A 12,131-nucleotide genomic window follows, 5' to 3' on the forward strand; every position below is an offset into this window, starting at 1 on the left:
TCCGACAGTTTCTTGAGAAGCGATCGGCGCGCGAAGTCGAAATTATCGCCCTTCCTGGCTGAGAGCGCGCCGTCAGGGAATTCACTAACGCCCTGCTAACAACGCCCCGTGCATACTTGGCGGTCGGTCGGTCGAGGAGGTGGCGGGGTGCGGGTCCTGGTCGTGGAGGACGAGGAGCTGATGGCCGAGGCCGTCGCCGAGGGGCTGCGGCAGGAGGCCATCGCCGTCGACGTCGCCTACGACGGGGCGGCGGCACTGGAGAAGCTCGCCGTCAACGCGTACGACGTGATGGTCCTGGACCGCGACCTGCCGCGGGTGCACGGCGACGAGGTGTGCCGCCAGGTCGTGGCGCAGGGCCTGGACGTGCGGGTGCTGATGCTCACCGTGTCGGTGACGGTGGCCGAGCGGGTCGCCGGGCTCAGCCTCGGCGCCGACGACTACCTGCCAAAGCCGTTCGCGTTCGCCGAGCTGGTGGCCCGGGTGCGGGCGCTTGGCCGGCGCGCCCGACCGGCGACGCCGCCGGTGCTCGAACGGGCCGGCATCCGGCTCGACCCGCACCACCGCGAGACCTACCGTGACGGCCGCTACGTCAGCCTGTCCCGCCGCGAGTTCGCGGTGCTGGAGGAGCTGCTGCGGGCCGAGGGCGCGGTGGTGTCGGCCGAGACGCTGCTGGAGAAGGTCTGGGACGAGCACATGGACCCGTTCACCACCATCGTCCGGGTCACCATCAGCGGGCTGCGCCGCAAGCTCGGGGAGCCGCAGCTCATCGAGACGGTGACCGCAGTGGGTTACCGGTTGCGATGAACAGTTCCTGGCACGGCAGCCTGCGGTTCCGGCTGACCGTCGTGTTCGGCCTGCTGTTCGCCCTGGCGGGCGGTGCGGTGCTGGCGGGCACGCTGATCCTGGTCGAGAACAGCATGGAGTACAGCCTGAACGTCGCGTACCAGGAGAAGTACGCGGTGCTCCCGCCGGACGAACAGGCGGTCGCGGGTGAGCACATCGGGGAGGCCTTCGCCTCCAAGCAGGCGATCATGGATTCGATGCAGGCGAACCTGCTGTTCAAGGGCGGGATGACGCTGCTGGTGGTGTGGGTGGTGGTCACCGCGGCGGGCTGGTTCGTGTCGGGGCGGCTGCTGCGCCCGCTTAGCATGATCACCGAGACGGCGCACCGGATCGCGGGGCGCACCCTGCACAAGCGGATCGACCTGGACGCCCCGCCGGGTGAGGTGAAGAGCTTGGCCGACTCGTTCGACAGCATGCTGGACCGCCTCGACGGGGCGTTCGCCGGGCAGGGCCGTTTCATCGCCAACGCCGCGCACGAGCTGAAGACCCCGATCGCACTCAACCGCACCCTGGTCGAGGTTGCGATGAGCCGCCCGGACAGCCCGGCCGAGGTCAGGCAGCTGGGCGATAATCTGCTCGCGGTCAACCTGCGCCACGAACGGCTGATCGACTCGCTGCTCACCCTGGCCAGGGCAGAGGAGGCGGTCACCGACCGGCGGTCGGTCGACCTGGCGCAACTGGCGGGGTATGCGCTCGACGTCACCGCGCAGGCGGCCGCGGAGCAGCGGGTGCAGGTCCACGCGCAACTCCAGGCGGCGCCGGTGGTCGGCGACCCGATCCTGCTGGAGCAGTTGATCCGCAACCTGGTCGACAACGCGGTCCGCTACAACCACCCGCACGGCTTCGTGTGGGTGCAGACGCTGGCCGAGGTCGGGCAGGCCGAGATCATCGTGACCAATACGGGCGCGCTGATCTCGCCGCACGAGGTGCCGGTGCTGTTCGAGCCGTTCCGCCGGCTCACCGACCGGGTGGGTTCGGCCAGGGGCAGCGGTCTGGGCCTGTCCATCGTGCGGGCGGTCGCCCAGGCCCACGGCGGCGACGCGCTGGCCACCCCCCGTCCCGACGGCGGCCTGTCCGTGCGCGTGATCCTGCCCCGCAGTGACGCCCCACGGGCATGACCCGACGCCCACAACCGAAGAATCAGTAAATCGATCGACTTTGGATGATGTTAGCGGGATGTGAGGAATTCTGCTCACCGCCCCATAACACCGCCTTTGGTGGACTGTGTACCGAGACAGCCGGTGAACCCCTCCGGCGTCCAGCACAGGCATGGCGGCGACGTTCCCGCCGGAACGGACACGTCGTACGCGATGCGGGACCCAGCCCCAGAGGAGAAGTAGATGCCGATCGACGGCAGACGTGTGGGCCAGCGTTCAAGGCGTGGCATCCGGTACGCGGCACTGGCGGCGTGCGCGCCGTTGCTGGTGGCGGTGTTGACGGCGTGCGGGCCGGGCCAGTCGGAGAACACCGGCGAGGCGAACCCCGGCACCGCCGGCCAGTGGGACGCCTACGACAAGCAGAAGCAGAACCTCGCGACGTGCCTGAACGAGAAGGGACTGTCGGTCCGCTACCTCGGTCACGACAACCCGGTGGACTTCTCGGGCCTGCCGGACGAGCTGACTCCCGAGCTGGTCGAGTGCTTCCAGAAGTGGCCCGCGCTGGACCCCCCGGTAAAGGAGACGCTCCCCAAGCCGACCGAGGAGCAACTGCGCGAGCGCCGGGCGATCGCGCAGTGCATGCGCGACAACGGCGTGCCCGACTACCCCGATCCTGATCCCGAACCCGCCGCGGTCGACGCGGGTTCCTTGAGGCGCCAGAAGCAGGAACTCAGGGCCCGGATGGCGGAACCGGCGTACAAGGCGGCGTCGGCGATCTGCATGCCCAGGGCCAGCGACGGGCCGGGCGTCGGATGAGCGGCCGATGCCGCCGTCTACTTTTCGGTGTCGTCGCCGCCGCGGTGGTCGCCGCGGCGGCGGCGATGTCCGCCGGGGTCTTCGCCGGAGGCGGGGACGACAGCCTCGTCGGCGCTCCCGTGGTCGACACGGTCACGGTGACGCGGTCCACGGTCACGGCGGTCACGGTCGTCGATGGCGAGATCGGCTACGGCCAGGCGACGGCGGTCACGTCCAAGGCGGCCGGCACCCTGACCTGGCTCGCGGCGGCCGGCAGCACGGTGCGGCGCGGACAGCCGCTGCTGCGTGCGGACAACAACCCGATCGTGCTGCTCTACGGCGAACTGCCGTTCTACCGGGTCCTCGCCGACGGGGTCAAGGGCCCGGACGTCGCCCAGCTCGAGGCTAACCTGAGCGCGCTGAAGTACACCGGCTTCGAGGCCGACGCCTCCTACTCCGCGTCGACCGCAGCCGCCGTCAAGCGGTGGCAGAAGGACCTGGATGTGCCCGTCACGGGCACCGTGGCGCCGACGGACGTCATCGTCGCACCCGGTCCGCTGCGGATCGCCACCCAGACGGCCCGGCTCGGGGCGCCGGCCGCCGGTGACATCCTCACCGCCGGCCCCACCGCCCGCATCGTGACCGCGAAGGTGCCGGCCACCGCACCCGACCTGACCAAGAAGGGCGCCAAGGCCACCGTCACGCTGCCCGACGGCACACCGGTGGAGGCGACCGTGCACGGCGTGGTGACACCCGCGTCCACCGGCGGCACGCCCGCGGACCCGCCGCCGGACCAGGGGGAGCCCAAGGTCACCGTGCAGCTGGTCCTGAAAGCCACCGCCGAGCCGGAGCCCGGGCCGGTGACGGTCCGCTTCGTCACCGCCGAGCACACCAACGTGCTCGTCGTACCGATCCAGGCGCTGCTCGCCATCGGCGAGCGCGGCTACGGCGTGGAACTGCGTGATGGCGCGACCAGCCGGGTCGTGCCCGTGGAGACGGGGCTGTTCGCCGGCGGCAAGGTCGAGATCAGCGGCGACGGCATCGCCGAGGGCGTCACCGTGGGGGTCGCGCAGTGAACGTGGTCGAGCTGACCGACGTCACCAAGACCTACCCCGGCGGGGTACGGGCCGTACGCGGGGTCAGCCTCGACATCGAATACGGCGAGGCGGTCGCAGTCGTCGGGCGTTCCGGATCGGGCAAGTCCAGCCTCCTCAACCTGATCGGCACCCTGGACCGCCCCACCAGCGGCCAGGTCCGCATCGGCGGGCACGACGTGGCGGCCCTGTCCGACCGGCAGCTGTCCGGCCTTCGGGCCGCCACGATCGGCTTCGTCTTCCAGCAGTTCCACCTGACCCCGGGCGTCTCCGTGCGCACGGCGGTGGCCGACGGCCTGCTCTACTCGAGCGTGGCCGCCCGGCAGCGGCTGCGGCGGGCCGACGCCGCGTTGGAACGGGTCGGCCTGGGCCACCGGCTCCACCACCGTCCGCACGAGCTGTCCGGCGGTGAGCGGCAGCGGGTGGCGATCGCCCGGGCGCTGATCGGCGATCCGCCGCTGCTGCTGGCCGACGAGCCCACCGGCAACCTCGACTCCGCCTCCGGCGAGACCGTGCTGGGCCTGCTGACGGAGCTGAACGCGGCCGGCACCACCGTCGTGGTCATCACCCACGACCGCGAACTGGCGGCACGGCTGCGGCGGCGGGTCGAGGTCTCCGACGGGCTCATCGTGCGCGACGAGCGCGAACCCGGCGTGGTGCCGTTCGCCGCGCGGATCGGGGCGGCCCGGTGAGCGCTCCACCCCGCCCCGGGCGGCTGTCGCCGGGTGATGTGCTGCGGGTCGGCGCGGCCGGGCTGCGATCGCGCCGACTGCGGGTGTCGCTGTCCGCGCTCGGTATCGCGATCGGCATCGCCGCGATGATCGCCGTGGTCGGCATCTCCAGCTCCAGCCGGGCTGAACTGGACCGGCAGCTGGACGAACTGGGCACCAACCTGCTGACTGTCGAGCCGGGCAGATCGTCGGACGACAAGCCGACGCATCTACCGGACGAGGCGATCCCCATGATCGCAAGAATCGCGTCGGTGGAGGCGGTGTCGGCGGTCGGACGGCTGCCCAACGTGCACGCGTACCGCAACGAGCACGTCCACCCTGCGCAGACCGGCAGCCTCACCGTGTACGCGGGCCGCCTCGACCTGCCGGAAGCGGTCGGGCTCAGCCCGGTCAGCGGGCGCTGGCTGAGCCAGCCCACCGCCGACTTCCCCACCGCCGTGCTGGGCTGGACCGCGGCGCAGCGGCTCGGCATCGACGACGCCGCGGCACAGCCGCAGATCGTGGTCGGCAAGCACCGCTTCACCGTGGTGGGCGTGCTGCGGCCGGTGCCGCTGGCTGAGGAGCTGGACCGTGCCGTGTTCGTCGGCTGGTCGGCCGCGACGGCCTACCTCGGCTTCGACGGGCACGCGACGACCATCTACACGCGTACGGTGGAGGACGCGGTGGTCGAGGTGCGCAAGGCCCTTCCGCGCACCGTGAAACCGGGGGCTCCCAGCGAAGTCCTGGTCTCGCGGCCGTCCGACGCGCTGGCCGCCAGGACGATCACCGAGAACACGTTCAGCGGCCTGCTGCTGGGCCTCGGCGCGGTGGCGCTCCTGGTCGGCGGGATCGGCGTCACGAACACGATGGTCATCTCGGTACTCGAACGCCGGTCGGAGATCGGCCTGCGCCGGGCGCTCGGGGCCACCCGCGGCCAGATCCTACTGCAGTTCCTGGTGGAGTCGCTGCTGCTGTCCGCGCTCGGCGGCCTCGGCGGCATCCTGATCGGCGTCATGGTGACCGGCGGGTACGCGGCCACGCAGGACTGGCCGGCCGTGGTGCCGCTATGGGCGACCGCGGGCGGGTTCGCCGCGACGCTGCTGATCGGCGCGGTCGCGGGACTCTACCCCGCCGTGCGGGCCGCTCGGCTCACGCCGACGGAAGCGTTGGCGGGCGTCTGAGCCGACCGGCCGGCGGCGTCCCGATCGGGGTCGCCGCCGGCCGCGTCCCGGCGCGGGTCGACGGACGCGGTCACCATCCTGGAAGTCCGGCAGCAGCCCGGCCGCCCGGACCGCCCAGGCCGACCAGCCAGCGCAACAGCGCCTGGTAGCCGTCCTGGTCGGCCGGGAACTCGGCCCCGCCCAGGAGCCTGCCCGCGGTGTCGACTGCGGCGGCTCCGATGAGGTCACGACGCTACGTCAAGCAGGTGCACGATCGGGCCCGCCCCGGCGAGCGCGTAGCCCACCAGCACCACGAAGGCGAGGGCGTCCGGGATCGGCCTTGGCCGCCCGGTACCGCGCATGCTGCAAACTAGGCACGGTCAGGTGGTCAACAGCACGCCCGCGTACGACACCCCGGCGACGACCGCCCAGGAGCTCAGCCCCAGGGCGGCGGCCCGCCCCCCGGTGCGGGCAAGCGTGGGCAGGTGCACCGCGCTCCCGAGGGCGAACAGTGCCGCGGTGAGCAGGATCTCCTGTGCCAGGGACGCGCCGACGAGCACACCTTCGGGGAGCCAGCCGGTACTGCGCAACCCGATCATGGCGAGGAAGCCGACGACGAACAAGGGCACGAGCGACGGCCGCCGGCTCCGCGGCCCGTCGCCGTCCGCGCCCTGCATGCCGGCGCGAAGCGCCCGGCGCCCGAGTCCGAACACCACGGCGGCGACCAGCGGCGCGAGCAACGCCACCCGCATCAGCTTCACCAGGACGGCGTCGCCGAGGGCCGCCGGGCCGGCGGTCTGCGCGGTGGCGACGACCTGCCCCACGTCGTGCACGCTCGCTCCGACCCAGCGTCCGAACTGCACGCCGTCGAGCCCTAGCGGCTGTTGCAGCAGCGGAAGGACGGCGACGGCCAGCGTGCCGCAGAGCGTCACCAGGGCGACCGAGGCCGCGGCGTCCTCCTCGTCTCCGCCGGTCGCCGCGCTGACCGCGCCGATCGCCGAGGCGCCGCAGATCGAGTAGCCGGCGGCGATCAACAGCGGTTGATCGCCGCGCAGGCCGAGACGGCGGCCCAGCCACCACGTGCCCAGGAACGTCGCCGCCACCACCGCGACCACCATCACCATGGTCGGCCACCCGAGCTCGCGGACGTCCTGCACGCTCAGCTTCAGCCCGAGCAGCACGATGCCCAGCCGCATCAGCCGCTTGCCCGCGACGCTCAGCCCGGGCCGGGCCACGCCGCGCACCCGCTCGCGGACGACGGGCAGGTGGGCGGCGGCGATCCCCAGCACCATGGCCGCGGTCAGCGCCGGCACGGCGGGCAGTGCCCAGTGCACCGCCCAGGCGCCGGCGGCCCCGGCGCTCGCGGCCAACAGGCCGGGCAGTACGGCCAATCCCCCGCCCCTGCGCGCGCCCGGGAGCCGCGCCGCAGCGAACCCGTCCGCGAGGTCCGGACGGCCGTCGCGGCCGCACCCCGGGTGGTCGCCGTCGCCGATCCGCAAGGGTGCCTCCGGGAGGAGTTCCCTTCGCGTCGCTCCGATCAACGCCTCGGTACCCGCGTCCCTCACGACTCGTCGGTCCGCTGCTCGTACACCCGGCGGACACTCGTCCCGAGGCGGGAGATGTCCGCTCCGTAGATGTGCAGCGACACCGCGGTGCCGTCCCCTCCGTTCCAGACCCGGTGGATGTCGCCGGGCGGCGCGAAGCCGCACACCTCGCCCTGCCGGTTGACAACGTCGTGGGTCGCCACGAGCCTGGCGGTGGTGCCGTCGGAGACCAGGCGGAACCGCCGCTCGTGCTCCTCGCCCTGATGGACGCCCGTGACGCACCACGCGACGTGGTCGTGGATGGCGGTTCGCTGGCCGGGGAGCCAGACCAGGGCCACGATCGAGAACCCACCGTCCCGCTCGGCGTGCAGGACATGCTGGCGGTAGTGGTCCGGGTCGCCCTCGTACTGCTCGGGGGTGAGCAGATCGGGCGCGCCCAGGTGGGGGGCGAGCCGCTCCCCTACCAGGTACGCGGTCAGATCGGGCGGCAGGCCGCGGTCCACCACGCCCCGCACCTCCTCGACCAGCCTGGCGAGGCGGGGGGAGGTGGCGGGGACGACAGGAACAGCGGCCATAGCGGTCATGACGTCAGCCTGACCGCTACAAGCCATCACGTCCAACAACAGTCTTTTGCATGATCCCAAAGGAACGCTTATGGGTCCTGCGATGGGCCGGGGCCATGACTCACCCCGCGAGGTCGGCCCTCCTCCGCCAGGCCACCGACGTGAGCGCCTTCAGGACCCGGCCGGTCGCCGGAATGTGTAGGTGCTCGCGCAGGACGTAGGCCGACACCTGCCGCCGCGATGCGGGCGACAGGGGACGGCCACTGACCTTGTCGTGACGGAGGAAGGAGAGGGCGAGACCGGGCATCATCGCCACGCCGAGGCCCTGCGCGACGAGCGACTGGACCGCGAGGTTGTCGTCGGTGGTGAACACGATGTCGGGTGTGAACCCGAGCTGCGCGCACTCGTGCAGGAAGTTGGTGCGGCAGCGCAGGCAGCCCGCGATCCAGCGTTCCTCGGCGAGGTCGGCGAGCTCGACCTCGTGGCGCTCGGCCATGGGATGCCCGCCGGGCAGCAGGATGGTGACGTCGTCCTCCAACAGCGGGACCTCCACCACCTCCTCCGGCACCTCCTCGAGCATGCCGGGATAGGTGAAGGCCAGCGTCAGGTCGCTCTCGCCCTGCGCCACCCGTCGCAGCGAGTCGGGCGGCTCGTCCTCGAGCAACTCCACCCGGATTCCCGGATGCTCGACGGCGAGCAGCGCCATTGCCTCGGGGACCAGCGTCGCGTTGGCGCTGGGGAACGCGCACACCCGCACCCGGCCGGTGCGCAGCTGCGCTATCGCGGCCATCTGCTCCCGGGCGACCGACATGCTGCCGAGGATGTGCTCCGTGTGGCGGGCCAGCGCCTCCCCCGCCTCCGTCAACCGCAACCGCCGCCCCACCCGGGTGCATAGCGGAGTGCCGACCGCGCGCTCCAGGGCCTTCATCTGCTGGGTGATCGCGGGTTGGGTGTATCCCAGGTTCTGCGCCGCCGCCGAGTACGACCGGGCCCGGACCACCTCGTGGAACGTCCTAATGTGGCGCGAGTCGAACACCACCAGATCATACGCGGGTTGACCCGCACGACCGGCTGGTGGCGGGGGTCGTGCGCGACGGCACCCCGCTGCTGCCACCGTAGCCGGGCCGGGCCTCGCCGGTTGTCAGAGCTTGTCGATCGGGGCGTGCCGGAGCACCAGCCACATGGTCTGGTCGCCGAAGTCGATCTGCGCCCGGGCGCCCGGGCCGTGCCCCTCGACGGCCAGCACCCGGCCCAGGCCGTAGCGCTGGTGGTTGACCCGGTCTCCCACCGAGACCTTCGGCGTCTGCTTCAGCTCGCTGGCCGTGGCGAGCCGGCTGGCGTCCACCCCGAGCCGCTTGGCGAGTTGGGCCGCCTTGGGCGTACCACCGGTGAAGCCGGCCCGCCCACCGGGCGCGCGATCCGCGCGGCCGCCGACGCCGCCACCCCCGCCGGCCCACGAGGTGTACGACCCCTCGGTGCGCTCCCAGCGCAGCAGCTCCGTCGGCAACTCCTCCAGGAAGCGCGACGGCGGGTTGTACGCCGGTGCCCCCCAGGCCGACCGGGTGACCGCCCGGGACAGGTAGAGACGCTGCCGGGCCCGGGTGATGCCCACGTAGGCCAGCCGGCGCTCCTCCTCCAGCTCCCGGCTGTCGCCCAGCGAGCGCAGGTGCGGGAAGACCCCGTCCTCCAGCCCGCTCAGGAAGACCACCGGGAACTCCAGACCCTTCGCCGTGTGCAGGGTCATCAGGGTGACCACGCCCTGATGGTCGGGGTCGTCGCTCGGCACCTGGTCGGCGTCGGCGACCAGTGCCACCTGCTCCAGGAAGCCGGCCAGGGTGGCCCGTTCGTCCTCCTCGCCCAGCGCCTCGATCCGCTCGGTGTACTCGCGGGCGACGCTGACCAACTCCTGGAGGTTGTCCACCCGGCCGGCGTCCTGCGGGTCCAGGCTCTCCTCCAGCTCGGTGAGGTAGCCCGAGCGGGTCAGCAGGGCCTCCAGCACCTCCTCGGGGGTGCCGGCGGCGGCCAGCTCGCGGGCGCCGTCGAGGAGGGCCACGAACTCGGCGATGCCGTTGGCGGCCCGGGTGGAGATGCCCGGCGCGTCCTTGGCCCGGCGCAGCGCCGCCCCGAAGGAGATGCGGTCCCGGCCGGCGAGCGCCTCCACGCACGCCTCGGCCCGCTCGCCGATGCCCCGGCGGGGGGTGTTGAGGATCCGGCGCAGGCTGACCGTGTCGTCGTCGTTGACCACCGCGCGCAGGTAGGCCAGCGCGTCCCGGACCTCCTTGCGCTCGTAGAAGCGGACGCCGCCGACCACCTTGTAGGGCAGGCCGACCCGGATGAACACCTCCTCGAAGACCCGGGACATGGCGTTGGTGCGGTAGAAGACGGCCACGTCGCCCGGGCGGGTGTCGCCCTCGTCGACCAGCCGGTCGATCTCGCGGGCCACCCAGTCCGCCTCGGCGTGCTCGGTGTCGGCCACGTAGCCGACGATCTGCTCGCCGGCCCCGGCATCGCTCCACAGCCGCTTCGGCTTGCGGGAGGTGTTCCGGTCGATCACCGCGTTGGCGGCGTTGAGGATGGTCTGGGTGGAGCGGTAGTTCTGCTCCAGCAGGATCGTCCGGGCGTCGGTGAAGTCGCGCTCGAACTCCAGGATGTTGCGGATGGTCGCGCCGCGGAACGCGTAGATCGACTGGTCGGCGTCACCCACCACGCAGAGCTCGGCCGGCGGGATCCCCTCGGTGCCGGACACCAGCTCCTTGATCAGCACGTACTGGGCGTGGTTGGTGTCCTGGTACTCGTCGACCAGCACGTGCCGGAACCGGCGCCGGTAGCTCTCCGCGACGTGCGGGTGCGACTGGAGCAGGTGCACCGTCGTCATGATCAGGTCGTCGAAGTCCAGTGCGTGCGCCTCGCGCAGCCGCCGCTGGTAGAGCGTGTAGGCCTCCGCCAGGGCCCGCTCGTTGGGACCCTTGGCCCGGGCGGCGAACTCCTCCGGATCGACCAGCTCGTTCTTGAGGTTGGAGACCTGGGCGGCGAGGCCGCGCGCCGGGTAGCGCTTCGGGTCGAGGTCCAGCTCCCGGGCCACGAGTTGCATCAGCCGGCGGGAGTCGTCCGCGTCGTAGATCGAGAAGGTCGACTTGAGGCCGGCGTGCTCGTGCTCGGCGCGCAGGATCCGGACACACGCCGAGTGGAAGGTCGACACCCACATCAGCCGGGCGCGCGGGCCGACCAGGGCGGCCACCCGCTCCTTCATCTCGCCGGCGGCCTTGTTGGTGAAGGTGATCGCGATGATCTCGCCCGGGTGCACGTCCCGCGCGGCGAGCAGGTACGCGATCCGGTTGGTCAGCACCCGGGTCTTGCCGGAGCCGGCCCCGGCCACGATCAGCAGCGGGGACCCGGCATGGGTGACCGCGTCCCGCTGGGGGCCGTTCAGCCCGGCGAGCAGGGCCTGCGGGTCCCGCCGGGCGGCCGACGGCGCCCGGTCGCGGCGCGGCGACGGACCGGCCGTCATGCGGTCCGGAGCGCCGCCCAGCGGCGCGGAGGCCGAATCATGACCGCCAGCCGAGCTGGCGTCGTCGTGGGACCCGGGCCGGTGCGGCGGGGGCTCCGGCGCGGGCGGGGACGCGGAGATGTCGAAGAGAGGATGCATCGCACGGCGAGTCTATGCCGCCGGCCGGACACTTCCCGTCCACGCGGGGCCGGACGAGACAAAGCCGTCACCGCCGTGCTCCGTCCCACCTGTTGGCGGGTTTCCTTGCGCCGCCCGCCCACCGGTCGGCATACTCGACGGCGTGTTCGGTCAGCGCTTCTACTTTTACTACGGCACCGGGAGTCCGGCAGCCGTGGGTCGCGCCTGATCACAAGACCTACGAACGCCCCGGGCTCCTGGAGCCCGGGGCTTTTTCGTCCCGGGATCCGGGCACCGGGCCCGAGACCCCGAAGGGTACGACGATGATGACTGACGTGGTGGAGTCCAGCGGCAGCCTGGCGCCCGGCGAGCGGACCAACGACACGGACCCGACCGGGGCTGCGGCCGCCCGGACCGGCACCGACGACGCGGTGGCCGCCGAGCGGATCGTGGCCATCCGGGAGCGGATCGACGAGATCGACCGCACCATCATCGCGCTCTGGCAGGAGCGGGCCGCGCTGTCCCAGGAGGTCGGCGCCACCCGGATGGCATCCGGCGGCACCCGCCTGGTGCTCTCCCGGGAGCGGGAGATCCTGGAGCGGTTCCGCCAGGCGCTCGGCGCGGACGGCACCCAGTTGGCGCTGCTGCTGCTGCGCGCCGGCCGCGGCCCCCTGTGAGGAGCGCCGGCGCGGGAGCCGCT

Annotated in this window: 11 protein-coding genes; 7 read left to right on the plus strand and 4 right to left on the minus strand. The window is 72.4% G+C overall.

Going from position 1 to position 12,131, the window contains the following annotated elements; genetic code table 11:
* The first annotated feature begins 147 nt into the window (after nt 1-147).
* From ACFYOS_RS01295 to ACFYOS_RS01320, 6 genes are all read left to right on the plus strand, one after another.
* Nucleotides 148-804 (plus strand): response regulator transcription factor, encoded by a 657-nt coding sequence (locus ACFYOS_RS01295; protein ID WP_387134671.1) that lies wholly within the window; start codon nt 148-150, stop codon nt 802-804.
* Nucleotides 801-1,961, plus strand: a complete 1,161-nt coding sequence (locus ACFYOS_RS01300; protein WP_387134674.1) for a sensor histidine kinase — start codon at nt 801-803, stop codon at nt 1,959-1,961. Before ACFYOS_RS01295 ends, ACFYOS_RS01300 begins: the two co-directional genes overlap by 4 nt.
* A gap of 222 nt (nt 1,962-2,183) precedes the next feature.
* The gene (locus tag ACFYOS_RS01305) at nt 2,184-2,756 is read left to right on the plus strand and encodes a hypothetical protein (protein WP_387134677.1); all 573 of its coding nucleotides are present in this window, start codon (nt 2,184-2,186) and stop codon (nt 2,754-2,756) included.
* Complete coding sequence (locus tag ACFYOS_RS01310) at nt 2,753-3,811, plus strand: peptidoglycan-binding protein (protein ID WP_387134679.1); 1,059 nt, start codon at nt 2,753-2,755, stop codon at nt 3,809-3,811. The genes ACFYOS_RS01305 and ACFYOS_RS01310 overlap by 4 nt, the downstream gene beginning before the upstream one ends.
* Before the next feature lie 2 nt (nt 3,812-3,813).
* Complete coding sequence (locus ACFYOS_RS01315; protein WP_387135229.1) at nt 3,814-4,521, plus strand: ABC transporter ATP-binding protein; 708 nt, start codon at nt 3,814-3,816, stop codon at nt 4,519-4,521.
* Nucleotides 4,518-5,720, plus strand: coding sequence for an ABC transporter permease (locus ACFYOS_RS01320; RefSeq protein WP_387134682.1), 1,203 nt, complete (start codon nt 4,518-4,520; stop codon nt 5,718-5,720). Before ACFYOS_RS01315 ends, ACFYOS_RS01320 begins: the two co-directional genes overlap by 4 nt.
* A gap of 359 nt (nt 5,721-6,079) precedes the next feature.
* Here the strand turns inward: ACFYOS_RS01320 and ACFYOS_RS01325 are convergent, their stop codons facing one another.
* From ACFYOS_RS01325 to pcrA, 4 genes are all read right to left on the minus strand, one after another.
* Nucleotides 6,080-7,090 carry a YeiH family protein gene (locus tag ACFYOS_RS01325; RefSeq protein WP_387134684.1) on the minus strand — a complete coding sequence of 337 codons (1,011 nt, stop codon included), beginning with the start codon at nt 7,088-7,090 and terminating at the stop codon, nt 6,080-6,082.
* A 170-nt stretch (nt 7,091-7,260) separates the two neighbouring features.
* Nucleotides 7,261-7,827, minus strand: a complete 567-nt coding sequence (locus ACFYOS_RS01330) for a hypothetical protein (RefSeq protein ID WP_387134686.1) — start codon at nt 7,825-7,827, stop codon at nt 7,261-7,263.
* A 100-nt stretch (nt 7,828-7,927) separates the two neighbouring features.
* The gene (locus ACFYOS_RS01335) at nt 7,928-8,842 is read right to left on the minus strand and encodes a LysR substrate-binding domain-containing protein (protein WP_387134688.1); all 915 of its coding nucleotides are present in this window, start codon (nt 8,840-8,842) and stop codon (nt 7,928-7,930) included.
* 105 nt (nt 8,843-8,947) lie between these two features.
* Nucleotides 8,948-11,314, minus strand: a complete 2,367-nt coding sequence (gene pcrA / locus ACFYOS_RS01340; protein WP_387135231.1) for a DNA helicase PcrA — start codon at nt 11,312-11,314, stop codon at nt 8,948-8,950.
* Nucleotides 11,315-11,754: 440 nt separating this feature from the next.
* Here pcrA and ACFYOS_RS01345 point away from each other — a divergent pair, with 440 nt between their 5' ends.
* The gene (locus ACFYOS_RS01345) at nt 11,755-12,108 is read left to right on the plus strand and encodes a chorismate mutase (RefSeq protein ID WP_387134691.1); all 354 of its coding nucleotides are present in this window, start codon (nt 11,755-11,757) and stop codon (nt 12,106-12,108) included.
* Nucleotides 12,109-12,131: the final 23 nt, after the last annotated feature.

Origin of the sequence: Micromonospora sp. NPDC005806 (assembly GCF_042871425.1) — a bacterium.
Taxonomy (GTDB): domain Bacteria; phylum Actinomycetota; class Actinomycetes; order Mycobacteriales; family Micromonosporaceae; genus Micromonospora.